The organism is Mycobacterium sp. ABE4_509, from assembly GCF_056160785.1.
Genome location: NZ_JBSWXU010000029.1, coordinates 1 through 25,008, shown reverse-complemented (window position 1 = coordinate 25,008; position 25,008 = coordinate 1). Strand labels below are relative to the sequence as shown.

23 protein-coding genes and 2 tRNA genes are annotated in these 25,008 nt (G+C 68.1%); 18 read left to right on the top strand and 7 right to left on the bottom strand.

The window, feature by feature from the left end; genetic code table 11:
* Nucleotides 1-47 precede the first annotated feature (47 nt).
* The 7 genes from ACXAID_RS09125 (at nucleotide 48) to ACXAID_RS09095 (ending at nucleotide 6,821) form a co-directional block, all read left to right on the top strand.
* Entirely contained in the window at nucleotides 48-716 is a 669-nt protein-coding gene (locus ACXAID_RS09125) for a GntR family transcriptional regulator (protein WP_475021876.1), read from the top strand.
* Nucleotides 717-825: 109 nt separating this feature from the next.
* Nucleotides 826-2,106: a RidA family protein gene (locus tag ACXAID_RS09120; protein WP_475021875.1), complete on the top strand. Its 1,281-nt coding sequence runs from the start codon at nucleotides 826-828 to the stop codon at nucleotides 2,104-2,106.
* Nucleotides 2,107-2,168: 62 nt separating this feature from the next.
* Complete coding sequence (locus ACXAID_RS09115) at nucleotides 2,169-3,434, top strand: ABC transporter substrate-binding protein (RefSeq protein WP_475021874.1); 1,266 nt, start codon at nucleotides 2,169-2,171, stop codon at nucleotides 3,432-3,434.
* Nucleotides 3,435-3,467: 33 nt separating this feature from the next.
* Nucleotides 3,468-4,331: a branched-chain amino acid ABC transporter permease gene (locus tag ACXAID_RS09110; protein WP_475021873.1), complete on the top strand. Its 864-nt coding sequence runs from the start codon at nucleotides 3,468-3,470 to the stop codon at nucleotides 4,329-4,331.
* Nucleotides 4,331-5,341 carry a branched-chain amino acid ABC transporter permease gene (locus ACXAID_RS09105; protein WP_475021872.1) on the top strand — a complete coding sequence of 337 codons (1,011 nt, stop codon included), beginning with the start codon at nucleotides 4,331-4,333 and terminating at the stop codon, nucleotides 5,339-5,341. The genes ACXAID_RS09110 and ACXAID_RS09105 overlap by 1 nt, the downstream gene beginning before the upstream one ends.
* Entirely contained in the window at nucleotides 5,338-6,105 is a 768-nt protein-coding gene (locus tag ACXAID_RS09100) for an ABC transporter ATP-binding protein (protein ID WP_475021871.1), read from the top strand. Before ACXAID_RS09105 ends, ACXAID_RS09100 begins: the two co-directional genes overlap by 4 nt.
* Nucleotides 6,102-6,821: an ABC transporter ATP-binding protein gene (locus tag ACXAID_RS09095; RefSeq protein WP_475021870.1), complete on the top strand. Its 720-nt coding sequence runs from the start codon at nucleotides 6,102-6,104 to the stop codon at nucleotides 6,819-6,821. The genes ACXAID_RS09100 and ACXAID_RS09095 overlap by 4 nt, the downstream gene beginning before the upstream one ends.
* Nucleotides 6,822-6,836: 15 nt before the next feature.
* On the opposite strand, the gene ACXAID_RS09090 is transcribed toward ACXAID_RS09095, so the two are convergent.
* Nucleotides 6,837-7,559, bottom strand: a complete 723-nt coding sequence (locus tag ACXAID_RS09090; RefSeq protein ID WP_475021869.1) for an SDR family NAD(P)-dependent oxidoreductase — start codon at nucleotides 7,557-7,559, stop codon at nucleotides 6,837-6,839.
* Between the two features lie 90 nt (nucleotides 7,560-7,649).
* Nucleotides 7,650-8,876, bottom strand: a complete 1,227-nt coding sequence (locus ACXAID_RS09085) for an MFS transporter (RefSeq protein ID WP_475021868.1) — start codon at nucleotides 8,874-8,876, stop codon at nucleotides 7,650-7,652.
* A gap of 116 nt (nucleotides 8,877-8,992) precedes the next feature.
* On the opposite strand from ACXAID_RS09085, the gene ACXAID_RS09080 reads away from it, so the two are divergent.
* From ACXAID_RS09080 to ACXAID_RS09060, 5 genes are all read left to right on the top strand, one after another.
* Nucleotides 8,993-9,781: a fumarylacetoacetate hydrolase family protein gene (locus tag ACXAID_RS09080; RefSeq protein ID WP_475021867.1), complete on the top strand. Its 789-nt coding sequence runs from the start codon at nucleotides 8,993-8,995 to the stop codon at nucleotides 9,779-9,781.
* Nucleotides 9,778-11,262 (top strand): glutamate--tRNA ligase, encoded by a 1,485-nt coding sequence (gene gltX / locus ACXAID_RS09075; protein WP_475021866.1) that lies wholly within the window; start codon nucleotides 9,778-9,780, stop codon nucleotides 11,260-11,262. The genes ACXAID_RS09080 and gltX overlap by 4 nt, the downstream gene beginning before the upstream one ends.
* 119 nt (nucleotides 11,263-11,381) lie before the next feature.
* Nucleotides 11,382-11,453 (top strand) — tRNA-Gln (locus ACXAID_RS09070).
* Between the two features lie 75 nt (nucleotides 11,454-11,528).
* Nucleotides 11,529-11,604 (top strand) — tRNA-Glu (locus ACXAID_RS09065).
* Nucleotides 11,605-11,841: 237 nt separating this feature from the next.
* Complete coding sequence (locus ACXAID_RS09060; RefSeq protein WP_475021865.1) at nucleotides 11,842-13,374, top strand: alpha/beta hydrolase family protein; 1,533 nt, start codon at nucleotides 11,842-11,844, stop codon at nucleotides 13,372-13,374.
* Between the two features lie 64 nt (nucleotides 13,375-13,438).
* On the opposite strand, the gene ACXAID_RS09055 is transcribed toward ACXAID_RS09060, so the two are convergent.
* Nucleotides 13,439-14,140 (bottom strand): IclR family transcriptional regulator, encoded by a 702-nt coding sequence (locus ACXAID_RS09055; RefSeq protein WP_475021864.1) that lies wholly within the window; start codon nucleotides 14,138-14,140, stop codon nucleotides 13,439-13,441.
* A 37-nt stretch (nucleotides 14,141-14,177) separates the two neighbouring features.
* Between ACXAID_RS09055 and leuC the strand changes: the two genes are divergently transcribed.
* The 3 genes from leuC to ACXAID_RS09040 all read left to right on the top strand — a co-directional run bounded on the left by leuC (nucleotide 14,178) and on the right by ACXAID_RS09040 (nucleotide 17,090).
* On the top strand, nucleotides 14,178-15,623 hold the full coding sequence (gene leuC / locus ACXAID_RS09050; RefSeq protein ID WP_475021863.1) for a 3-isopropylmalate dehydratase large subunit: 1,446 nt from the start codon (nucleotides 14,178-14,180) through the stop codon (nucleotides 15,621-15,623).
* A 38-nt stretch (nucleotides 15,624-15,661) separates the two neighbouring features.
* Nucleotides 15,662-16,255 (top strand): 3-isopropylmalate dehydratase small subunit, encoded by a 594-nt coding sequence (leuD, locus tag ACXAID_RS09045; protein ID WP_475021862.1) that lies wholly within the window; start codon nucleotides 15,662-15,664, stop codon nucleotides 16,253-16,255.
* Between the two features lie 202 nt (nucleotides 16,256-16,457).
* A complete protein-coding gene (locus tag ACXAID_RS09040) occupies nucleotides 16,458-17,090 on the top strand; it encodes an HU family DNA-binding protein (protein ID WP_475021861.1) in 633 nt (210 codons plus the stop codon).
* Nucleotides 17,091-17,187: 97 nt separating this feature from the next.
* Here ACXAID_RS09040 and mutT1 read toward each other — a convergent pair whose 3' ends face one another.
* The 3 genes from mutT1 to cofC form a co-directional block, all read right to left on the bottom strand.
* A complete protein-coding gene (gene mutT1, locus ACXAID_RS09035; protein ID WP_475021860.1) occupies nucleotides 17,188-18,090 on the bottom strand; it encodes an 8-oxo-(d)GTP phosphatase MutT1 in 903 nt (300 codons plus the stop codon).
* A gap of 87 nt (nucleotides 18,091-18,177) precedes the next feature.
* Nucleotides 18,178-20,301, bottom strand: coding sequence for an RNA degradosome polyphosphate kinase (locus tag ACXAID_RS09030; RefSeq protein ID WP_475021893.1), 2,124 nt, complete (start codon nucleotides 20,299-20,301; stop codon nucleotides 18,178-18,180).
* 88 nt (nucleotides 20,302-20,389) lie between these two features.
* On the bottom strand, nucleotides 20,390-21,070 hold the full coding sequence (cofC, locus tag ACXAID_RS09025) for a 2-phospho-L-lactate guanylyltransferase (protein WP_475021859.1): 681 nt from the start codon (nucleotides 21,068-21,070) through the stop codon (nucleotides 20,390-20,392).
* Nucleotides 21,071-21,143: 73 nt separating this feature from the next.
* Here cofC and ACXAID_RS09020 point away from each other — a divergent pair, with 73 nt between their 5' ends.
* Genes ACXAID_RS09020 through ACXAID_RS09010 form a run of 3 tightly spaced genes read left to right on the top strand, consistent with a single transcriptional unit; the run spans nucleotide 21,144 to nucleotide 24,392 of the window.
* Complete coding sequence (locus ACXAID_RS09020) at nucleotides 21,144-22,121, top strand: NAD(P)H-dependent glycerol-3-phosphate dehydrogenase (protein ID WP_475021892.1); 978 nt, start codon at nucleotides 21,144-21,146, stop codon at nucleotides 22,119-22,121.
* 5 nt (nucleotides 22,122-22,126) lie between these two features.
* Nucleotides 22,127-23,236 (top strand): cystathionine gamma-lyase, encoded by a 1,110-nt coding sequence (locus ACXAID_RS09015; RefSeq protein WP_475021891.1) that lies wholly within the window; start codon nucleotides 22,127-22,129, stop codon nucleotides 23,234-23,236.
* A 52-nt stretch (nucleotides 23,237-23,288) separates the two neighbouring features.
* Nucleotides 23,289-24,392: a D-alanine--D-alanine ligase family protein gene (locus ACXAID_RS09010; RefSeq protein WP_475021858.1), complete on the top strand. Its 1,104-nt coding sequence runs from the start codon at nucleotides 23,289-23,291 to the stop codon at nucleotides 24,390-24,392.
* A gap of 85 nt (nucleotides 24,393-24,477) precedes the next feature.
* Here the strand turns inward: ACXAID_RS09010 and ACXAID_RS09005 are convergent, their stop codons facing one another.
* Entirely contained in the window at nucleotides 24,478-24,978 is a 501-nt protein-coding gene (locus tag ACXAID_RS09005) for a DUF3515 domain-containing protein (RefSeq protein WP_475021890.1), read from the bottom strand.
* Nucleotides 24,979-25,008 lie beyond the last annotated feature (30 nt).

The following is a 25,008-nucleotide window of genomic DNA, read 5'->3' as shown; positions in this document are numbered from 1 at the left end:
CACGTAATGTATACGAACAGTCGACTTTGTATATCACAGGGGGTTTGGTGACTACCGCATCGCAGACCAAGAGGGTGTTCGCCGAGTTTCGTACTCAGCTGAGTACCGGGGCGATTCCGCCGGGGGTCCGGATGTCGCAAACCGAGTTGGCGGCCCGGTTCGGGGTCAGCCGGATCCCGCTGCGTGAGGTGCTGCAGAGCCTGGCCGGTGAGGGCCTCGTCCAGATCGACGATGGCGGCGCGGTCACGGTGACGCCACTGTCCATCGGTGAGCTGCAGGAGATCTACGAGATCCGCGAGGTGATCGAACCCCTGCTCACCAAGATCGCGGTACCCAATGTCGGCCGAGCCGAAATCCTGCGCATGCGTGCAGTTCAGGAGCGGATGGCGGAGGCGACCTGCACCGCGGAGTGGGTGTTGCTCAACAACGAGTTCCACGGGATTCCGTACGGGCGGGCGGGGCGTCCGCGGTTGCGGCAATTGGTCGAGCAGTACCGGATGCTGGCCGACCGCTACATCTTCGTGCTGGTCGAGTTCCGCGGCGCGACACCGCTGGACGACCAGCACCACGGGATCGTGGAGGCGATGGCCGACGGCGACGCCCGGCTGGCCGCCGAGTTGACGCGCGCCCACCTCGTCGAAGGCCATGAGTTCGTCCTGAAGGTCCTGCTCGAGCAGGAACACTCCGAGCAGGCGTGGATCAAGCCCACGCCTTAACTCAGCTGTAAACAATCAGAAATCCCCGTATACAGTTCATGGCCTAACGTATGCATTAGGTGATCATCGATCACCTCTGCGAATCCCATCGCGACACGTACGGAGAGCTGTGACGTCAATCGAGATCCTGGCCAGTGACCGCATTCCGCGCCCCCTCGCCAACTACAACCAGGCGATGCGGGTCGGCGATCTGATATTCCTCGCCGGCCAGTTCGCCAGCGACTTCACCACCGGGGTGCCCGCGGAGTGTCGAATTCCCTCGGAGTACCCGTATTACGGGTCGGCGATGGAGCTGCAGACCCGCTACGTCCTCAACAACATCAAGACCCTTCTCGAAGACATCGGCAGCGACATGGAACACGTCGTCAAGGCCCAGGTCTTCATCATGGACTGCGGGTTGTTCGCCGACTTCGACCGTGTCTGGAAGGAGTTCTTCCCGACACCGCCGCCGCGCACCACCGTCGAGATCGGCCCGCTCGGGCTGCTGTGCCCGGGAACCCTGGTCGAGATCGACGTGATCGCCGTTCCGGCCGACGGGCCGGTGCAACCGGAGAACGTCGCCGGCACATCGGTGCCCGCGCCGCGGGCCAACTACACGCCGGCGGTCAAGTACGGGGACTGGATCTTCCTGGCCGGTCAGCTGGCCAGCGATTTCAGCGACCAGGGGATCCCGGACGAGGCGAGGACCGACCCGGCCTTCCCCTACTACGGCTCCGACATCGAGCGGCAGACCGACTACACGCTGTCCAACCTGGCGGCGCTGCTGGCCGAGGCCGGCAGCGACCTCGACCACGTGGTCAAGGCGCAGGTCTTCCTCAAGGACCTCAACGATTTCCACGGGTTCGACGAGGTGTGGCGCCGGTACTTCGGTGACACGCCGCCGCCACGCACCACCATCCAGGTCTCCGAGCTGCTGATCGGGGACTCACTGGTCGAGATCGACCTGATCGCCGTCACCAAGGACGGATCCATTGTGCCGGAGCGTATTTCGACTCCAGATGCGCCCCGACCGCTGGCCAACTACGTCCAGGCGGTCAAGGCGGGTGGACTGGTGTTCCTGGCCGGCCAGCTGGCCAGCGACTTCACCAACGGCGTCGCGCCCGAAGCCCAGGTCGATCCGGCGTTCCCGTACTACGGGTCGGCCATCGAGAAGCAGGCCGACTACACGCTGGAGAACTGCGCCAAGGTGCTCAAGGCGGCCGGATCCGGCCTCAGCCGCACGGTGAAGGCCCAGGTGTTCCTGACCTCGCTGCACGACTTCAACGGTCTGGACAAGATCTGGCGGCGCCACTTCGACCCGTTCCCGCCGCGCACCACCGTCGAACTCGCCGGGGCCGGGCTGCTGATCCCGGGCACCCTCGTCGAGATCGACCTCATCGCTGCCGAATAGGCAACCGCCGTCCCCGTACCCCGCCGCCGCCGCCGTCGGTTCGACGATGAAAGGAACTGAAGATGAAGACTCAGATGAAGAATGTCGTCCGCACCGCCGTCGCCGGCGCCGCGGTGGCCGGACTGGCCGCGTGCTCGTCCGGTGGAGGCGGCGACGACGGCACCGGCCCGATCAAGGTCGGCCACCTGATGGGGATCACCGGTGACTACGCCCCGTACTACGAGGGCTCGATGGTCGGGGTGAACATCGCCCTCGAGGAGATCGACGAGGCCGGCGGCGTATTGGGCCGGCCGTTCGAGTTGGTCAGTCAGGACAACCTGTCCACCGTCGAAGGAGCGGTGCAGGGGTTCTCCCGTCTGGTCGACGGTGAGGGTGTCATCGCGATCGGCGGAGTCGAATCCGACGGCGCCATGGCGATCTTCAGCGCCTCCGAGGAACAGCAGATCCCGGTGATGTGCCCGGTCTGCGGAACCAGCGAACTGGACACCCGCGGTGGGGAGTACATGTTCCGGCTCACCGGTTCCGACACCGACGGCGGCATCGTGCTGGCGCAGTTCGCCCGCGACCAGGGCTACCAGACGGTCAACCTGCTGGTCCAGAACACCGAGGGCGCGGCGGGACCGGCAGAGGTGTTCAAAGAGGTCTTCACCGGCGCGATCGGTGGCACCATCGGCACCGAGGTCACGTTCAATCCCGGTGCGGCGTCGTATCAGAGCGAGGTCGACGAAGTCTTCTCGACGCCCGCCGACGCGGTGTTCCTCGCGGCCGGGTCGGAGGCCGGCAGTGTCATCCTGACCGAATGGGAGCGCCGCGACTACGGTGGCGAATTCCTCACCAGCCCGGACCTGGTCGTCCCTGAGATCGCCAGCCTGACCCCGGCGCTGGAGGGCGGCGTGATCACGGGCGCCATCGCGCAGTACGACACCAGCTCGCCGGCCTACCAGAGCTATGCGGAGCGCTACGCGGCCAAGACCGGTGGCGAGCAGCCCTCCTCGGGTGTGGGTGATGCGCTGCAGTACGACCAGTACATCGCGTTGGCACTGGCCATCGAGAAGGCCGGCTCGACCGACGGCGCCGCGATCGCCGAAGCCATTCCGCAGGTGCTCAATCCGGACGGCACCGACGTCTATTCGCTGCAGGAGGGCCTGGACGAGATCCGCGCGGGCAACGAGATCAACTACCACGGAGCGAGCTCGTCACTGGACCTCAACGAGTACGGCAACCTCGCCGCACCGGTCTTCGGTGAGCAGAACATCATCGACGGCCAGTGGGAGGAAGTCCAGACCATCGAGCTCGACCCGGAGCTGCGCGACTACCTCGAAGAGTGACCGCGCAGATCGCACGCCGAGGAAGCAGGTGACATGCAGCATCTCGTCTACGGCCTGATGACGGGCAGCATTCTCGCGATGGCCGCAACCGGATTCGCATTGATCCGCAAGACCGAAGGGTTCCTCAACATCGCCCACGGCCAGTTCGTGGCGCTGGGAGCGTTCATCGGATACTTCTTCTACAGCGAGATCGGGCTCCCGATCGCGCTGGCGGCGATCGCGGCGATGGTGTGCGTCGGCGGTATCGGGGTCGCCTCGGCTGTGGCGGTGATGCAGCCGGTGCGCGAGCGCAGCGATCTGACCAAGTTGTTCACCTCGATCGGGCTGGCCTACCTGCTCTACGGCGTGATGAACGGGATATTCGGCACCGGGGTCGAGACATTCGGCGTGGAATTCGGCGAACCCGTGGACCTGCTCGGAGTTCGAGTGACCCCTGGCGAACTCATCATCCTCGGCGTGGTCGCGGTGTCCATCCTGGCGCTGTACCTGTTCATGACGTTCACGCCGATGGGGATGTCGGTACGCGCATCGTCGAGCAACCTGGAGCTGGCCGCGGTCCGCGGTATCCGGACCGACTACGTCGCGTGGACGGTGTGGCTGATCGCTTCGGCGTTCGCGGGGTTGGCCGGGGTCCTGCTCGGGTTGATCGGTGCGGTACACGCCGAACTGGGCTGGACACAGATCCTGCTGATCCTGGCCGCCACCGTGCTCGGCGGGCTCGGCCGAATCTATGGAGTCGTCGTGGCATCTCTGGCGCTCGGCTTGTTGATGGAGTTGAGTTCGCTGGTCATCCCCGCGTCCTATCGCGTGCTCGTGGCGTTCGGCGCCCTGATCGCGATCCTGATCGTCCGTCCGGAGGGCATTTTCAGCGTCACCCGCAGGAAGCAGGCCGCCTAGTGCAGATCAACTTCTTCTTCCTGGTCAGCGTTCTGACCCTGGCCGGCTTCTACGCAATCCTCGCCCAACTGCTGAACATCGTCGCCGGATGGGGAGGCATGCCCGACCTCGGGGTAGCCGGCCTGGTCGGGGTAGCCTGCTACACCTACGCGATCACCACCCAGACCACGGTCGACGATGTCGTCCTGATGCCGCAGTGGCCGTGGTGGGCCGGTGTCATCGCGGCCGGGATCGTCACCGCGGTGGCGGCATTCGTCATCGGAGTGCCCACTCTGCGGCTACGGGGCGAGTACTTCCTCATCACCACGCTGGCCTTCGCCGAGGTCACGCGGCAGATCGCACTCAACGCGATTCCGCTGACCAACGGCACGGTCGGTTTCGCGCAGATCGAGCGACCGTTCTCCGACCTGTTCGTCGGGCGTGAATACCGCTACTTCCTTCTCGCCGTGGTCGCGGTCGTCGTCGTCGCGGTCTTCCTGCTGGCCCGGCGGATCTCGGTATCGCCGTACGGCCGGATGCTGCGCGCCACCCGGGACAACGAGTCCGTCGCGGTCTCGCTCGGGAAGCAGGTGTCGCGCAACCGGATCGTGCTCTACACCTTCGTCGGACTGGTGCTCGGGCTCGTCGCGCCCATCTATCTCTGGCACGTCCGCACCACCGTGCCCAGCCTGTTCTCCTCCGAACTCACCTTCACGGTGTGGACGGCCCTGGTGGTGGGTGGCATCGGAAGCCGCCTGGGGCCCGTCGCTGGTGCCTTCGTCTTGATTCTGGCCACCGAGCTGTTCACCCTGCTCCAGGGATCCACCGAGAATGCCCAGCTGCTCGCGGCCGCGCGCCCGGTGCTGCTGGGGTTGGTGCTGATCCTGGCGATGCGGCTGCTTCCCCGCGGCCTGCTCACCGAACAGCGGGCGTTCGCCAGAGCCAGCGGTCGCTGGGGGATGCGGCGAAGGCCGCCGCCGGGCGACGCCACGCCGGTCGAGGCGGCCGAGCCGCAGGAGGTGGGACGGTGACGGCCGGCCAGGCGCTGCGGGTGCGCGGCGTGACGAAGTCCTTCGGCGGATTGACCGCGGTCGACGATGTCGATCTCGACATCGAGACCGGATCGATCACGGCGATGATCGGCCCCAACGGTGCCGGCAAGACGACGCTGTTCAACCTGCTGACCCGGTTCGACGAACCCGATTCGGGCTCACTGCAGTTCTTCGGCGACCCGGTGGACACCGTGCCGGCCTGGGAACTGGCCCGGCGCGGGATGGTCAGGTCGTTTCAGACCCCGGTCGGCTTCCCCGAACTGAGCGTGTGGGAGAACCTGATGGTGGCCGGATCGCGGCGCACCGAGGGGCTGCTGCAGACCTTGGTCGGCCGCTCGTCGTGGCTGTCCGAGGAGCGGCGCACCGCCGCGCGCGTGGAACGGGTTCTCGACGACCTGGGGCTGGCCGAGCGACGGGATTCGTTGCTGCGCGACCTGTCCGGCGGTGAGGTGAAACTGGTCGACTTCGGCCGGTTGATGATGGCCTCGCCGAGGCTGCTGCTTCTCGACGAACCAGCCGCCGGGGTGCACCCGGCCAGTATCGAGCGATTGGCCGCCCAGATCCGGGCCCTGCGTGACGACGGGATGACCGTCGGGGTGATCGATCACAACATCTCGTTCGTGTTCGACGTGGCCGACTACATCTATGTGCTCGCCCAGGGCGCGGTGGTCGCCCAGGGGGTGCCCAGCGAGGTCGCTGCGAATCCGACCGTCATCGAGTTGTATCTGGGGGCAGCGCAATGAGTAGCTTGACCGTGCAGGGCCTCACCGGTGGATACCAGAAGGTCTCGGTTCTCCACGACGTCAGCATCACCGTCGGCGACGCCGAGATCGTTGCGGTGGTGGGTCCCAACGGGGCGGGGAAATCCACTCTCGTCAAGGGGATCATGCGGCTGCTACGCGACGTCAAGGGGTCGATCCGGCTGGATGACGTGGCGCTGGACCGGCGCCGGGCGGCGGCTCTGTCCCGGCTGGGAGTGGGCTATGTGCCGCAGGGCGGCAACACGTTTCCCGATCTGACCGTCGAGGAGAACCTGCGGGTGGCCATCCGCGGCGCCGCCCGAACCGGCATGGCCGGCGCGCTGGGCATGACCTACGAGCGGTTCCCGGCGCTGGGGCAGCGCCGACGCCAGCACGCCTCGACACTCTCCGGCGGCGAGCGCCAGATGCTGGCGCTGGGAGCGGCGATGGCGATCGAGCCGGAAATACTGATCCTCGACGAGCCCACCACCGGTCTGGCGCCCACCATCGTGCACAGCCTCAGCGCGAGCATCCGGCAGTTCAAGGACGGGGGATCGTCGATCCTCTGGGTGGTCGAGGAGAACCCGATGGAGATCCTCAAGCACTGCGACCGGGTGTATCTGATGAACGGCGGGGTGGTGCACCGCGAGCTGACCGCCGGCGCGCAGCTCGACGATCACGCACTGCGGGAGCTGTTCTTCGGCGTCGAACTCGGTTGAGGCGGCCCTCGGTGCTCACCAGGGCAGTACGCCGTCGCGGCTGACGAACGAGCCGGATGCCGCTCCGCCTGCTGCCGCGCGTACGACCGGCTCAGCCCCCTGAGCGGCGGTCAGCGGGGCCTGGGCCCGGTTGATCGGTGAGAAGTCGGTCTGCACGAACCCCGGGTCGACCGACACCACGCTGATCGCCGTGCCGGCCAGGCTCTTCGACAGGGTCAGTGTGATGCTGTTGAGTGCCGCCTTGGACGCCTGGTAGGCGGGTACGACGAGGTCGTCTGCGCCGGCGCCGGCCTGTATTGCCAGCGAGCCCATGTAGGACGACACGTTGACGATGCGTCCGGCGGCGCTGCAGCGAAGCAGCGGCAGGAAAGCCTCGACCATGTGCAGAACCCCGAGGACATTGGTGTCCAGGGTGATGCGCGCCGCCCGCGGATCGACGTACCCGGCGCCGGGAAAGGTCCACTCGCCGGCGACGCCGGCATTGTTGACCAGGACGTCGAGAAGTCCGTGGCGCGCTCGCACCGTCTCGGCCAGTCGGACGACGTCGGGGTAGGACGTCACGTCCAGAACCGCGGAGTCGACGTCGACGCCTTCGCCGGCCAGCACGGCAGCCGCCGGTTCGACGGACCGGGTCGATCGCCCGGTGATGATCACCGACGCTCCCGACCGGCCCAGCGCGGCCGCGGTCTCGAACCCGATCCCGCGGGACCCTCCGGTGACCAGCACGATTTCGCCCATGATTCCCTTCCGTCGTCTCACCTCACGATGCCGGGAACTCGGTGGTGGAGCTGGCGGGAATGCGACGTCACGGTGGGCGGTCCTCCCGGCTCAGTCGGTGCGCCGGTCCAAGGCTGCGGCCAGTGCCACCGGGATCACCGGGACGGCCAGCACCGGGAACAGCGCGCACACCGCGAAAGTCAGGGGGTAGCCGGCGATTCCGATCAGTGCGCCGAAGGCCGGCGGTGCCAGTCCGGCGGTCAGCAGCTGGCTGGTGTTCTGGGCCCCGAGCGCCCGCCCACTCCAGAACGGTCCGGCGATCTCGGCGATCGCGGTGAAGGCCAGGCCGTTGTCGGAGACGGTGATCACCGACGCGGCGACGATCAGCGCGACGCTGACCGGCGATTCCATCCAGTCGGTCAGCGCCAGCAGCGCCATGGCCGCCGCAGCGGCGATGGCGATGGCGCGGATCGGGCGCAGCCGGGATCCCAGTGCGTCACCGCTGCGCCGCAGGACGGCATCCGCCCACCGGCCTGCGGCGATCCGCCCGCCGGCGCCGAGGAACTGGGCGATCATGACCAGCAGGCCGGCCGAGCCCGGTGACCAGCCGCGGTCGTCGATCAGCCACACCAGGGTGAACGTCCACACCAGGACCTGCGGAACCACCAGCAGGACCGAGACCAGGTGGATGCGCCACAGCAGCGGCGAGCCGCGGTAGGGATTGGCCAGTTCAGCGACGGCGGCCTGGGCGCGCTGCGGCCGGGGCGGATCCACGATGGCCACCGCGGACACGGCTGCGGCCACGGCGCAGACCACGCCGGGGAACAGCAGTGCGGCGGCGATGCCGTGGTGTTCGGCGAGCCGCGGCATCACCAGGGCGCCGACGCCGACGCCCAACGGCTGGGCGGTCTGGCGGATCCCCATCACCAGGCCGCGCCGCTGCGCGTCGAACCACCCCACTACCAACCGGCCGCTGGCAACGTTGCTGCTCGCGGCCGCCATCCCGCCGAGAAACAGGCACACCCCGACGGCGAGCAGGGAGGAGGCGGCCGCGGCGGCGAGACCGGCGGCAGCGGTCAGTGCCGAACCCAACGCCAGAGCCAGCCGCTCGCCGAACCGGTCCACGGCGTATCCCCAGGCGATCAAGGTCGCCACCATGCCCAGGCTGGGCAGCGCCGCGAGCAGCCCGGCCGACGCGAGATCGAGGCCGCGCTCGTCGTGCAGTGTCGGAATGAGGAATGCCGCGCCGTTGATGAACACGTTGGCGCACAAAGTCGCCGAAAGCGCTATGACCAGGATCGACCATCGTCGAAGCGGGCTGGCGGCTGGGGCGGTCACTCAGCCATGCTCGCACAGCCGTCTCATATTATTGAACTTCCATCTCAATATATGGACAGCCGGTCCGGGTGTCGGCACGTCGTGGCCGCGAATCGGGTGGGCACTAGGCTGAGCGCATGCGTCTAGGCCGTATTGCCAGCCCCGACGGGGTCGCCTTCGTCGCCGTCGAGGGACCGCCCGACGATCCGAACGAGGCGATCGCCCGGGAGATCGCCGAGCATCCGTTCGGCGCACCGACCTTCACCGGCCGGCAGTGGCCGCTGGCCGATGTGCGGCTGCTGGCGCCGATCCTGGCCAGCAAGGTCGTCTGCATGGGCAAGAACTACGCCGCCCACATCGAGGAGATGGGCGGCGGCACTTTCGAGGACCCGATCATCTTCCTCAAGCCGAACACCTCGATCATCGGGCCGAACACCGCGATCCAACTGCCCGCCGACGCCCATCCGGTCCACTTCGAAGGCGAACTGGCCATCGTCATCGGCCGGCCCTGTAAGGACGTTCCGGCCGCCCGCGCCGCGGAGAACATCCTGGGCTACACCATCGCCAACGACGTGTCCGCCCGCGATCAGCAGAAGAAAGACGGGCAGTGGATGCGCGCCAAGGGGCACGACACGTTCTGCCCGGTCGGGCCGTGGATCGTCACCGACGTCGATCCCTCCGACCTGGAGCTGCGCACCGAAGTCAACGGCGAGGTCAAGCAGCGCAGCCGCACGTCGCTGATGATCCACGACATCGGCGACATCGTGGAGTGGGTCTCGCGGGTGATGACACTGCTGCCCGGGGACCTGATCCTGACCGGGACTCCGGAAGGAGTGGCGCCGATCGAGGACGGCGACACGGTGAGCATCACCGTCGAGGGAATCGGAACTCTCACCAATCCTGTTGTGCGGAAGGGGAAACAGTGACCAGCCCAGGCGTCCGCGTTCGATTCTGCCCGTCTCCGACCGGCATTCCGCATGTCGGGCTGATCCGTACCGCGTTGTTCAACTGGGCCTACGCCCGGCACACCGGCGGAACATTCGTCTTCCGCATCGAGGACACCGATTCCCAACGGGACAGCGAGGACAGCTATCTCGCGCTGCTAGACGCACTGCGCTGGCTCGGCCTGGACTGGGACGAGGGGCCGGAGGTCGGCGGACCCTACGGCCCGTACCGTCAGTCCGGTCGCCGCGACCTCTACACCGATGTGATCGGGCGCCTGCTCGAAGCAGGTGAGGCCTACGAAGCCTTCTCGACGGCCGATGAGGTCGAGGCCAGGCACCTGGCGGCCGGTCGCAGTCCGAAGCTCGGCTACGACAACTTCGACCGCGACCTCACCGAAGAGCAGCGGGCCGCATTCCGCGCCGAGGGCCGCCAGCCCGTGGTACGGCTGCGGATGCCCGACATCGACTTGACCTGGGATGACCTGGTCCGGGGAGAGACGACGTTCCCGGCGGGCACGATCCCCGATTTCGCGCTGACCCGCGGCAACGGAGAACCGTTGTACACGTTGGTCAATCCGGTCGACGACGCGCTGATGAAGATCACCCACGTGCTGCGCGGTGAGGACCTGCTCTCGTCGACGCCGCGCCAGCTCGCGCTCTACGCCGCGCTCGAGAGGCTCGGCGTCGCCGAGTCGACTCCCCGGTTCGCGCACCTGCCCTCGGTGCTCGGCGACGGCAACAAGAAGCTCTCCAAACGCGATCCGCAGTCGAATCTGTTCCTGCACCGCGACCGCGGCTTCATCCCGGAAGGGCTGCTCAATTACCTTGCTCTGCTGGGCTGGTCGATCGCCGACGACCATGACGTGTTCAGCCTGGACGAGATGGTGGCCGCGTTCGACGTGGCCGATGTCAACTCCAACCCGGCCCGGTTCGATCAGAAGAAGGCCGACGCGCTGAACGCCGAGCACATCCGGTTGCTGCCCGCCGCCGAGTTCGCGCGCCGGCTGGCCGCCTTCTTCGCCGACCGCGGCCATGACACCGGGCTCGAGCCGGCACAGTTCGCCGAAGCGGCTGAACTGGTGCAGACGCGCATCGTGGTACTCGCCGATGCATGGGATCTGCTGAAGTTCCTCAACGACGCCGAGTTCAGCCTCGACGAGAAGTCGGCCAACAAGGAGCTGCGGTCCGCGGCTGCCCCGGTACTGGCTGCAGCGCTCGAGGCGCTCGAGGCGGTGAAACAATGGGGCACCCCCGAGATCGAGGCGGCGCTGAAAGCGGCACTGATCGACGGACTGCAACTCAAACCGCGCAAGGCGTTCGGGCCGGTCCGGGTGGCCGCTACCGGCTCCTCGGTCAGCCCGCCGCTGTTCGAGTCGCTGGCGCTGTTGGGTCGCGAGCGCACCCTGGCGCGGCTGCGGGCCGGGCGGGACCTCGCCGCGGCGGCAACCCCGCCGGAGGCGTGAAAAACACCGCCGAAATCTTTGGTAGTGTGCACGTCGGCCCGCGAAGCGGCGCCCCGCGGCTCCACTGCGGTGTGTCAGGGTCGAAAAACAGCTTGTGACCTGCGGTGACAAGCGGCCAATGGGGTATGGTGTAATTGGCAACACAGCTGATTCTGGTTCAGCCATTCTAGGTTCGAGTCCTGGTACCCCAGCGAGCGTCAACGGTGTTGTCGTGATTAGGTCAGACTTCTCGACTGAGTTATGCTGACCGTCCGAAACGAGTTCTAGCCCCCGTCGTCTAGCGGCCTAGGACGCCGCCCTCTCACGGCGGTAGCGTGGGTTCGAATCCCATCGGGGGTACCAGATCGAGGCACACCGCAGCAGCCCGAACCCTGCTCCCAGGGTTCGGGTTTTTTCACGTCCAACCGGTTGACGCGCGACTCGGCCTGCAGCCGGTGTAGCCGCCGAAATCGCCACCATTTTCCGGGTACTGTGCCGATACTGGTGGGGTAGGAGTCCGGTCGGAGCCTCCGCTCAGGTGGAAGCGCCGGTGGCGGTGACGACGGCGGCTGATCCCCGTATCGCCTCACCTACAGCGGCATGGATGCCCGGCCCGGCTCGGGAGGGTTGGCGCAGATGGGCATCCTCGGTAGGACGATCAAGACCCTTTCGGTCGGTTGTGCGTCGGCTCTGGTCCTGATGCCGACCGCGGCGCAAGCGGCGATGCCGGTCCGGCAGCCGACCACCGATGAGGTTCTCGCGGAGCTGATGACGGGCGCGGACCCCGTTCTGAGCCGTGCCGAGCCCAGCGCCAGCGGGGTGGGCTGGCTCACCGACCCACCCTTCGACGTCCCGGCCGACGCGCTGGTGGTCAACTCCCCGGGCACCGACGATACGACCCTCTACAAGCGGATCGATCCGATGCGGGGCGACCTCAGAACAGTCAATGTGGTCTACCCGGAATCGCTCTGGCCGATCATCTCGGGAAAGTCCGGTCACCTCCTGCCGATCTTCGCCCCCACCTACGACCGGTCGGTGGCCATTGCCGTCGACCACAACCTCGAGACCATGGCAGGGCTCGGTGATGCTTCCGACAAGCCGTACGTCGTCTACACCGGCTACTCCCAGGGCGCCGACGCCCTCGGTGATGCGGCGGTCCTGGCCCATACCGACACGCTCCTCGACCCCGCCACCGACGAGATCGTCCTGATCTCCGATCCGCGCAGCCCATGGGGTCTGATGCAGTTCGCGGCCGATCATCCACTGGCGGGCTTGGTGTTCTGCCTCGTCGGCGCGAAACCGGACGGGGCGCGCAACCCCGCGGACACCGGTGCTGACCTGGCGGTGACATCGGTGATCATCGACGGCGACCCGGGGGCCAACTTCCAGTGGGTCTGGTACCGGCCGATCGCATCGTTGATCGTCAACGCCGCCGGCTTCCTGGCTGTCCACACGGCCCTGGGCCCGCAGAGCTACGCCGATCTGGACGAGATCGACGATGTCGAAACCCTCTACAGTCGGGACGGTAGGACCACCTACCTCATCTATCACGCCGATCATCCGCTGACCCAGGTCGCCGAGGTGGCTCTGCGGGTGGTCGGCATTCAGCTCAGCGACGGCCAGGTCGATCGGCTCAACACGATCAACGACGCGTTCTACCCGCTGCAACAACCCAGTCCGCAGCGGGCCGCCCCGGCGGCGCCGGTGACCCCGACGCCGCCGGCGTGGTCACTCGCCGGGGATGAGCCGGCGGTCGCCCCGGATCCGCGTGACCCCGGCGCCGCTGGCGAGGTGCGCGACGTCGCGGCCGAACCCCGTGCCCATGACACGGACGGTTCGGACGACGAGGTGCGCACCGATGAGGGCGGCGCAGAAGGGGAGGGCGTCGACGAGGGGAGTGTCGAGGCCGGGGCCGATGACGAGAGTGTCGAGGGAGGGGCCGACGACGAGATCGTCCACGGTGACGCCGAGAACGGCGGTGCGGATTCGCCGGCCGACGCCGCGCAGGGCGACGAGCCCGCGGACGCCGACGAGCCCACGGACGCCGACGGGGATGCGCAGCCGGCCGGATCTCCCGCACCGCAACGCGGCCAGCGCCGCGCCCCTTCCGGTGTCGATGCCTCCGCGGCCTGAACGTGCGCTGCCCCAGAACCATTCGCTGGTCTCGTGGCATCGATCCAGGGCTGTCCCGGTGGCGTCAGAGCCGACGGGTCAGGGCGTCGGCCGCGGCGACGAGGTCGGTGGCCCACCGGGCCCCGGGGCGACGCCCGATGCGATCGATCGGGCCGGACACCGACACCGCGGCAATGACGGTCCCGCGTGCGTCGCGGACCGGGGCGGAGACGCTGGCAACCCCCGGTTCCCGCTCGGCGACGCTCTGCGCCCATCCCTTCCTGCGTACCTCGGCCAACGCCCGGTCGGTGAATGTCGCCGCCGGCAGCACTGCCTGCTGGATGGCCGGGTCGGCATAGGCGAGCAGCACTTTGGCCCCGGAACCGGCGGTCATGGGCAGGCGGGCGCCGACCGGGACGGTGTCCCGCAGGCCCGCGGACGGTTCCAGCGCGGCCACGCAGATCCGCGCGGTGCCCTCGCGGCGGTAGAGCTGAACACTTTCGCCGGTCAGCTCCCGGAGCCGGGGCAGCACCGAGGTGCCCGCCGCGAGCAGCGGATCCTTGACATGGCGTGCCAGCTCGGTGACCGCTGGTCCGATACACCACTGCCCGTCGTTGTCGCGGGCCAGCAGCCGGTGCGCCTCCAAGCCGACTGCCAGTCGATGCGCGGTCGCCCGGGGGAGGTTGGTGCGCTCGCACAGCTCGGCCAGTCCGCACGGAGACTCTGCGACGGCCTGGAGAACGCCCATCGCTTTGTCCAGCACGCCGATGCCGCTATCCTGTCTCACAAGGAGATACTGTCGTCCCAGATTGTGAGATGTCAAGATGGCCGAATCGAATCAGCCCCGAACGATGGCCGAGAAGGTCTGGAGTGACCACGTCGTCGCTCTGGGCTCCGGAGAGGGCGCCGCGCGCGAGCCCGACCTGATCTACATCGACCTGCATCTCGTTCACGAGGTGACCAGCCCCCAGGCGTTCGACGGTCTACGGCTGGCCGGTCGGCCGGTACACAGGCCCGATCTGACGATCGCCACCGAGGACCACAACGTGCCCACCGTCGACATCGACAAGCCGATCGTCGATCCGGTGTCGCGCACACAGGTCGAGACGTTGCGCCGCAACTGTGAGGAGTTCGGCATCCGGCTGCACCCGATGGGCGACGCCGAACAGGGCATCGTGCACATCATCGGGCCGCAGCTGGGTTTGACCCAGCCGGGAACGACGGTGGTGTGCGGGGACAGCCACACCTCCACCCATGGCGCCTTCGGCGCGCTGGCCATGGGAATCGGCACCTCGGAGGTCGAGCATGTGCTGGCCACTCAGACCCTGCCGCTGCGGCCGTTCAAGACGATGGCCGTCAACGTCGACGGTGAGTTGCCGCCCGGGGTCAGCGCCAAGGACATCATTCTGGCCGTGATCGCCAAGATCGGCACCGGCGGCGGGCAGGGGCACGTCATCGAATACCGCGGCAGTGCGATCGAAGCGCTGTCCATGGAGGGCCGGATGACGATCTGCAACATGAGCATCGAAGCCGGTGCGCGGGCAGGTATGGTCGCGCCCGACGAGACGACCTTCGAGTTCCTGCGTGGCCGACCGCATGCACCCACCGGCGCCGACTGGGATGCCGCGGTGGGGGCCTGGAGTCGGTTGCGTACCGACGAGGGTGCGGAGTTCGACACCGAGGTCTACCTCGATGCGGCGACGTTGAGTCCCTTTGTGACCTGGGGCACCAACCCCGGTCAAGGGGTGCCGCTGGCGGAGTCGGTCCCGGATCCGGAATTGATGCTCGACGAGGGTGAGCGTCAGGCCGCTGAAAAGGCGTTGGCCTACATGGACCTTCGTCCGGGAGTCGCCATGCGTGACATCACCGTGGACACGGTGTTCGTCGGCTCCTGCACCAACGGGCGCATCGAGGACCTGCGGGTCGCCGCCGACGTGCTGCGGGGCCGCAAGGTGGCCGACGGTGTGCGGATGCTGGTGGTGCCCGGCTCGATGCGGGTGCGCGCCCAGGCCGAATCCGAGGGACTGGGCGAGATCTTCACGGCGGCAGGAGCAGAGTGGCGGCAGGCCGGATGCTCGATGTGCCTGGGGATGAACCCAGATCAGCTCTCGCCCGGGCAGCGCTGCGCCTCGACCTCGAACCGGAACTTCGAAGGCCGTCAGGGCAAGGGCGGCCGCACCCATCTGGTGTCACCGGCGGTCGCCGCGGCCACCGCGGTGCGCGGCACGCTGGCCTCCCCGGCGGACCTGCCGCCCGTTCCCGCCCGCTGAATCCGCTCGAACCAACCAGGACATCAGGAGATTCTTCGATGGAAGCCTTCCGCACCCACACCGGGATCGGCGTTCCGCTGCGCCGCTCGAACGTCGACACCGACCAGATCATTCCTGCGGTGTATTTGAAGCGCGTAACCCGAACGGGATTCGAAGACGGACTGTTCGCCGGCTGGCGCAACGATCCGTCCTTCATCCTGAATCAGACCCCTTTCGACAACGGGTCGGTGTTGGTCGCCGGGCCCGATTTCGGGACCGGCTCCTCCCGGGAGCATGCGGTGTGGGCGCTGATGGACTTCGGATTCCGGGTCGTCATCTCGTCGAGATTCGCTGATATCTTCCGTGGCAACGCGGGCAAGGCAGGCCTGCTGGCCGCCGAAGTGGCGCAGGATGATGTGGAATTGTTGTGGAAGCTCATCGAGCAGCAGCCGGGTCTGGAAATCAGTGTGAATCTTCAATATCGAACGGTGACCGCAGGAACGGTTGTGGTGCCGTTCAACATTGACGACTACACCGCTTGGAGATTGCTCGAGGGACTCGACGATATCGGCCTTACGCTGCGGAAACTCGATCAGATCGAGGCTTATGAGGCCGACCGGCCGAGCTGGAAGCCGCGCACTCTGCCGGCCTGAGGCCGGCGCCCGCAGCGGCGAATTCACCTCCGCCACGAGCCCCTTTTGGAGGCCTCGGTTGGAGGCCAAGGGCAGCAAGTGGATTGAAAAAAGTTCGCTAGCTTGGCTTGAAATTGCGCGTGGCTCTTGGAAATCAGCAGCCATTGGGTTTACCGTGTCCACTAGTCGGCCCAAGTAGGGCCACTGGTTTCGGAGGTTTTGCATGAATAAAGCAGAGCTCATCGACGTACTCACGGAGAAAATGGGCTCGGATCGTCGGCAGGCCACCGCCGCGGTGGAGAACGTCGTTGACACCATCGTGCGCGCTGTGCACAAGGGCGACAGCGTGACCATCACCGGGTTTGGTGTTTTCGAGCAGCGGCGTCGCGCAGCGCGTGTCGCGCGCAACCCGCGTACCGGCGAGACGGTGAAGGTCAAGCCCACGTCCGTGCCCGCGTTCCGTCCGGGCGCTCAGTTCAAGGCGGTTGTCTCTGGCGCGCAGAAGCTTCCGGCAGACGGTCCTGCCGTCAAGCGTGGTGTGACTGCCACCACTGCCCGGAAGGCTGCCAAGAAGGCTCCCGCGAAGAAGGCCGCCGCCAAGAAGGCGCCGGCGAAGAAGGCTCCCGCGAAGAAGGCTCCGGCCAAGAAGGCCGCGGTCAAGAAGGCGCCAGCCAAGAAGGCTCCGGCCAAGAAGGCTCCGGCCAAGAAGGCCGCGGTCAAGAAGGCGCCGGCGAAGAAGGCGCCAGCCAAGAAGGCGCCGGCCAAGAAGGCGCCGGCCAAGAAGGCGCCGGCGAAGAAGGCGCCGGCCAAGAAGGCGCCGGCCAAGAAGGCGCCGGCCAAGCGCGGCCGCAAGTAGTCAGATCACGGATTTCGCCGCGGGCCCACCTGGCCCGCGGCGAATTCGTGTCCGGGGCGCGAGGACTCGCAACCCCTGGTTGAATTCATCTGTGCGGTCACTTTTTCGATGCCAACGGGCTGTCGATGTGGTCCGCAGCGACCAACCGGCCGTCCACCAGAGACAGCACCCAGGTGCTGCCCTTGCGGTTGCGGGCATCGTCGGGCTCCACCCCGTCGCGGTCGCACCACCAGGTGATGAGATGGGGGATGACCTTGCCCTGACTGCAGATCACCGGCGTTCCGGCGGTCGTGGCGATGTCGAGAATGCGGCTGTGGGCCGATGCCCGATCGGCCGCGTACGCCTCTTCGGTCAGGGCCGGTTCGTTGGTGATCTTCGTGCCCAGCTCCTCGGCCAGCGGATCCAGCGTCTGATGGCAGCGGACCCGGTCAGCCGCGAACAGGTCGTCGGCACCGAACGCCAGCAGCTGCCCCACCAGCGACTCAGCTTGAGCCCGGCCGCGCTTGTCCAGCGGGCGCATTCGATCGTCTCCCTTAAAGCGCGACTTGCTGCCCGCGGTGGCGTGCCGCACGATCAGCACCGTCTCGGTGGCGGCCGGCACGGCGCGGAACTGGCCGACCACGTCGCGGTCCAGCGGGTAGTGCAACTCGGCCATCGCCGCTGCAGCCGGCAGCCATTTCAACTCGTCCACCTCCTCGTTGGGGTGGAACTCGCCGCGATCGCACCGAGCCGACCAGAAACACACCCGCTTGGGGCTGCCCTCGACGCGGTAGCCGATCGTCGCCAGCCGGCGGCCCAGGATCGCGCGGTAGCCGGTCTCTTCCTCGATTTCCCGCACGGCGGTGACGGGTTCGGTCTCGCCCGGATCGACCTTGCCCTTGGGCAGCGACCAGTCGTCATACCGGGGCCGGTGCACGATCGCGATCTCCGGGTCGCCGCCGGCGTTGGGACCGGGGCGCCACAGGACCGCCCCTGCGGCGCGGATGGTTTTCTTGCTCATGGCCGAATCCGAGGGGTTCGATCTCGGCAACTCAACTCCTGCGGGTGATCGCGGCGCCGGCGGATCTGCGGCGTTCGGTACCGAATCTCACGGGAAGCGGTGCCGTTCCATGAGCGAGACCTGATGGTCGCGCACGGTCTGCCCTTCCTGCGGCGAAGCCGTCCAACGACCGTCGGGGCCCAGTTCCCAGCATCGGGTGTGCTGGTCGGTCGCCGATTCGAAGATGTCGTTGAGCTGTGCGCTCAGCCGCGGATCCTTGACCTGGGCCATCACTTCCACGCGGCGGTCCAGATTGCGATGCATCATGTCGGCGCTGCCGATCCAGTACTCGTCGATGGCGCGGAAGTGGATGATCCGGGAATGCTCGAGGAAGCGACCCAGGATGGAACGCACCACGATGTTCTCCGAGAACTCCGGCACCCCTGGGCGCAACGCACAGATCCCCCTGACCACGACCTCCACCCGCACCCCGGCCTGCGAAGCCCGGTACAGCGCGTCGATCACCTGCTCGTCGACCAACGCGTTGGCCTTCAGGCGGATCCGGCCCTCGGCGCCATCCCGGGTGGCGGCGATCTCGCGCTCGATGCGCTCGATGATGCCCCGACGCACCCCGTACGGGGCGACCAGCAGGTTGCGGTAGGACTCCTTGCGCGAATACCCGGTCAGCGAGTTGAACAGGTCGGTCAGATCCGCGCCGATGTCGGGTGCGGCGGTGAGCAGCCCGATGTCCTCGTACAACCGTGCCGTCTTCGGGTTGTAGTTACCGGTGCCGACATGGCAGTACCGGCGGATCATCGAGCCCTCGCGGCGCACCACCAGGCAGGTCTTGCAGTGCGTCTTCAACCCGATCAGCCCGTAGACCACATGCACGCCGGCCTGCTCGAGCGCACGCGCCCATTTGATGTTGGCCTGTTCGTCGAACCGGGCCTTGATCTCGACCAGCGCGACGACCTGCTTGCCGGCCTCGGCGGCATCGATGAGCGCGTTGATGATCGGCGAATCACCGGAGGTGCGATAGAGGGTCTGCTTGATGGCCAGCACGTTGGGATCTGCGGCGGCCTGCTCGATGAACCGTTGCACCGTCGTCGAGAACGAGTCATAGGGGTGGTGCACCAGCACGTCACCGTCGCGCAGCGCCGAGAAGATGCTCTTGGGCGTCTCCCGCTCGCCGAACGCTGGAGGAGTGGCCGGAACGAAAGGCGGGTCCTTGAGCGCCGGCCGGTCCACCCCGTAGACCTGCCACAGCGAGGACAGATCGAGCAGGCCAGGAACCTCGACGACATCACCGGGGTCGACGTCGAGTTCGCGCAACAACAACTCGAGCATGCCCTCGGTCATGTCACCGGAGACCTCGAGGCGCACCGGAGAACCGAAGCGTCGTCGGGCCAACTCCCGCTCGAGCGCCTGCAGCAGATCCTCGTCGCGGTCCTCCTCGACCTCGAAATCGGCGTTGCGGGTGATACGGAACGCGTGGTGCTCGACGATCTCCAAGCCCGGGAACAGCACCGGAAGGAAGGCCGCGATGAGCTCCTCCATCGGCAGGAAGCGCACCTCGCCGGGCTTCTCGTCGCGGGCCGACAGCTCGACGAACCGGTCGACGTTGTCGGGCACCTTGATTCGGGCGAAGTGCTGACCACCGTCGTCGGGCTGCTTGACGGTGATCGCGAGGTTGAGGCTCAGGCCGCTGACGAACGGGAACGGATGGGCCGGGTCGACCGCGAGCGGGGTCAGCACCGGGAACACCTGCTCGTGGAAATAGGTCGACAGCTCACCTCGCTCGGCATCGTCGAGCTCGGCCCAGGTGACGATGACGATGCCCTCGTCAGCCAGCGCGGGTCGCACGCTGTCCAGGAACACCCGCGCGTGGCGGCTGGCGATCTGCTGGGTGCGCTCGCTGACTCGCCGCAGCTGTTCACGCGGCGTCAACCCGTCGGCAGAGCGCACCGACAGTCCCATCTCGTCGCGGCGCTTCAGGCCGGCCACCCGCACCATGTAGAACTCGTCGAGGTTGGACGCGAAAATCGCCAGGAACTTGAGCCGTTCGAGCAGCGGCATGGACGGGTCCGCCGCCAGCGCAAGCACCCGCGCGTTGAAGTCCAGCCAGCTCAACTCACGATTGAGGTACCGGTCCTCGGGCAGCAGGTTCTCGACCGGCGGCGCGGTCGCGGCCGGCGGCGCCTCGGGCGCCGGCCCCGCTTCGGTCGTCGGCATCGGTAGGCCGTTGGTGGTTTCTGAGCTGTCCGGTCGCGTCTGCGCTTCGGTCATGGCACTGATGATTCCCTATCGACAGGTGCTCCTGCTACCGAGACGGGTCAATATGCACCGACTGTTCCGATCGCGCAGTGATGGCGCGTACGGTGGCGCGCCCCACGCCCAGCGCGCGCGCCGCCACCAGGTCCTCGGGGGTGTCGATGTCGTTGCGCAGTCCCGGCCACGCGCCGGTGAGTTCGATCGCGCCCGAGCCGCGGTGCCGCTGAGCCGAGTCCGGTCCGAAGCGCGGGTCCAGTGCCGCGTCGAAGGAGAACAACGCGGCTGTTCCGGTGCCGTGCCGATCGGCGACGAAGCTGCGCCGGTGGCGCCGCGCCACCGTGATCGCCTCGCCGAGTTCACCGCTGCGCAGGGCGGGCAGATCGCCCTGCAATGCAACGACGTTCGCGCAGTGTCGGCGCACCCGGACTTCGGCTGCGCGCAACGCGCTGTTCAGCGGATCGCGATGTCCCGCCGGGGTCGGATCGGGCAGGACCAGCGCCCCGAGACGGCGCGCGGCATCCGCGGCGGTGTCGTCGGGGGTGACCACCACCACGGTGCCCACCGCGGGCACCGCCGTCGCCGCGGCGATCGTGTCGATCAGCATGGCCAGCACGACGTCCCCGCGGTCGTCGCCGGAGAACACCGGCGCCAGCCGTGTCTTGGCTGCGGTGAGTCGCTTCACCGCGATCACCAAGCCGACGTCGGCGACGGTGATGTCGCTGCCGGTCACGAGGTCCTCACGAGCGCCATCCTGCCAGCCCCGCCGCCACCGCTACGCTGAAGCCGTGGTCGAGGCGGCGGTGATGGGCGCAGGAGCGTGGGGGTCGGCGCTGGCAAAAGTGCTCGCCGACGCCGGCAACAACGTCACGTTGTGGGCCCGCCGACCCGCGTTGGCCGACGAGATCAACCGCAGCCACCGCAACCCCGACTACCTCGATGTGGAGCTACCGGCCGCGGTGCGGGCCACCAGCGACCCCGCCGAAGCGCTCGCCGGAGCCTGCACGGTGTTGCTGGCGGTGCCGTCCCAGTCGCTTCGGGCCAACCTCACCGGATGGGCGGCCGACATCGGCGGTGACGCCACGCTCGTCAGCCTCGCCAAGGGCGTCGAACTGGGCACCCTGATGCGGATGAGTCAGGTCATCGCCCAGGTGACCGGTGCCGATCAGGGCCGGGTCGCCGCACTCACCGGTCCCAACCTGGCCAGCGAGATCGCCGAGGAGCAACCCGCGGCCACCGTCATCGCCTGCAGCGACTCGGGCCGGGCGGTCGCGTTGCAGCGCGCGATGGCCACCGGCTACTTCCGCCCGTACACCAATTCGGATGTGATCGGCGCCGAGATCGGGGGCGCCTGCAAGAACGTGATCGCGCTCGCCTGCGGCATGGCCGCCGGGTCGGGACTCGGGGAGAACACCGCGGCCGCCATCATCACCCGGGGGCTGGCCGAGATCATGCGGCTGGGAATCGCGTTGGGTGCCCAGCCCGCCACCCTGGCCGGACTGGCCGGCATCGGTGATCTGGTGGCCACCTGTATGTCCCCGCACTCGCGCAACCGTTCGTTCGGCGAACGGCTCGGCCGCGGCGGCACCATGGCCGCGGCGCTGGCCGCCACCGGCGGCCACGTCGCCGAGGGCGTCACATCGTGTGAGTCGGTGCTGGCTCTGGCGTCGAGCTATGGCGTCGAGATGCCACTGACCGAGGCGGTGCACCGGGTGTGCCACAAGGGTCTGTCCGTCGACGAGGCGGTGGCGCTGCTTCTGGGCCGCACCACCAAACCGGAATGAACGCGGTGGGCAACACCCCGGGCGATTCCACCCGAACCGTCAAAGCGGTTGGTTCGGAACCGATTCCGGGATCCCCCGTCGGGCCGGTGCCGGTGCCGGCCGCGGTCTATCACCTCCCGGCCGACGAGGACGCCGGATCGGACAGCTACGGGCGGGCGTCCAATCCGTCGTGGCGGCAGCTGGAATCGGCGCTGGCCGCGCTGGAGGGTGCCACCGGCGCGGTGGTGTTCGGTTCCGGGATGGCCGCTCTCACGGCCGCATTGCGGGTCCTCGCCGGGCCGGGCCGCACCGTGGTCGTCCCGGCCGACGGCTACTACCAGGTACGGGCCTACGCCGAGGAGTACCTCGCCGCCTGTGGGGCCACGGTGGTGCAGGCCCGGTGTGACCAGATGTGCGACGCGGCCGTCGGAGCCGACGTGGTGCTGGCCGAGACACCGTCGAACCCAGGGCTCGACGTCGTGGACCTGCACCGGCTCGCGCTGACCTGCCGCGCCCAGGGCACGGCGCTGCTCGTGGACAACACCACCGCCACCCCGCTCGGGCAGCAGCCGCTGTCGCTGGGTGCCGATCTGGTGGTGGGCAGCGCGACCAAGGCGTTGTCCGGCCATCACGACGTGCTCGCCGGATACGTAGCCGGCAGCCACCCAGATCTGATCGAGCGGATGCGCCGCGAACGCCTGCTGTCCGGGTCCATCCTGGGGGCCTTCGAGGCGTGGCTGGTGCTGCGGAGCATCGGCAGCGCGGGGCTGCGGTTCGAGCGTCAGTGCCAGAACGCGGCGGCGGTCGCGCTGATGCTGAACTCGCATCCGGCCGTGCGTTCGGTGCGCTATCCCGGGCTGCCCGGCGATCCGTCCCACCCGGTCGCCTCCGCGCAGATGCGCCGGTTCGGTGGCCTCGTGTCGATCGAACTGGCCGACGCCGAGGCGGTACACGAGCTGGTGGCCAGAAGTGAGCTGCTCGTGTCGGCGACCAGCTTCGGCGGCATCCACACCACCATCGACCGCAGGGCCCGGTGGGGTGACGACGTCAGCGCCGGTTTCGCCCGGATCTCGCTCGGCATCGAGGACACCGAGGACCTGCTGAGCGACCTGGAACAGGCACTCGGACCGGCGTGACGTCGCGGCCGTGCCCTGCGGTTGTGGGGCAGGGCGGTAGCCTCTCTAGGTTGTGACCGCCCGCATCCGTGTAGCCGTCGTCTACGGCGGCCGCAGCTCCGAGCACGCGATCTCGTGCGTCTCCGCGGGCAGCATCCTGCGCAACCTCGACCCGCAGCGCTTCGAGGTGGTCGCGGTCGGCATCACGCCGGCGGGCTCCTGGGTGCTCACCGACGGACGGCCCGAGACCTTGGCCATCACCGACGGCACCCTGCCCGGGGTGACCCCGTCCTCGGGCACCGAGCTCGCCCTGGCCGCCGATCCGGAACGGCGCGGTCAGCTGGTCTCGCTGAGCGACAGCCCCGGTGACCTGCTCGCCTCCGTCGACGTGGTTTTTCCGGTCCTGCACGGCCCGTACGGCGAGGACGGCACCATCCAGGGTCTGCTCGAGCTGGCCGGGGTGCCCTATGTCGGGGCCGGGGTGCTGGCGTCGGCGGCCGGGATGGACAAGGAGTTCACCAAGAAACTGTGGGCCGCCGAGGGGCTGCCGATCGGTGACCACGTGGTGCTGCGGCCGCGGCAGGCCGCGCCCTCGCTGGAGGAGTGTGAGCGGCTCGGGTTGCCGGTGTTCGTCAAACCCGCCCGCGGCGGTTCCTCGATCGGCGTCAGCCGGGTGGCGAGTTGGGATCTGCTGCCCGCGGCCATCGAGATGGCACGCCGGCACGACCCGAAGGTGATCGTCGAGGCCGCGGTGGCCGGCCGGGAGCTGGAATGCGGCGTGCTGGAGTTTCCCGACGGCCGCGTGGAGGCCAGCACCGTCGGCGAGATCCGGGTGGCCGGCATCCGGGGCCGCGAGGACGGGTTCTACGACTTCGAGACCAAGTACCTCGACGACGGCGCGGAACTGGACGTGCCGGCCAAGGTCGACGACCAGGTCGCCGAGGCGATCCGCGCGCTGGCGATCCGCGCCTTCCACGCGATCGACTGCCAGGGTCTGGCCCGGGTCGACTTCTTCCTCACCGACGGCGGACCGGTCATCAACGAGATCAACACGATGCCGGGGTTCACCACGATCTCGATGTTTCCCCGGATGTGGGCCGCCAGCGGCGTCGACTACCCGACGCTGCTCGCCACGATGGTCGACACCGCGGTCGCTCGGGGCACTGGGCTTCGCTAGCGACCCGCGCCGGCGCGTGAGCGTCCGGTTTGTGACGAAGATCGCCGGTTCTTGCGAAGAATGCGTACGCTCGCGCAGCCTGCGGTCAGCGGGCCGGGGCCGGGTCGATCGGCTGGGCCGGCAGTGTCTCGGTGATCACCGTCGAGAGGACCTGGATGGGTGTCGGTCCCGAGCCCGCGGGCAACGTGACCGCGACGTAGACCGGTCGGTCCACCGCGTACCAGGTGCTCCGGTCGCCCACGGGGTCTTCTCCCACCCCTGCTTCGCCCACGGGGATTTCTCCCACCCCTGCTTCGCCCACGGGGTATTCTCCCACCCCTGCTTCGCCCACGGGGTCTTCTCCCACCCCTGCTTCGCCCACGGGGTCTTCTCCCACCCCTGCTTCGCCCACCCGGAACCACTGCACCGCATCCACCATCTGGATCGGCTTTCCGACCGTGAACTCAGCGGGCCGGTCCAGCCCGCAGCGCAGGATCAACGCCTCACCGCCGTCCTCGGGCTGCCATGCCGCGGTGCCGGCCGGGGCGGGCGCGATCACCTCGGCTCGGTGGTAGTCACCCAGCTGGTCGGGCAGCGCGCCGATCAGCCCGGCGCAGTCGGCACCGTCGGCCTGCGG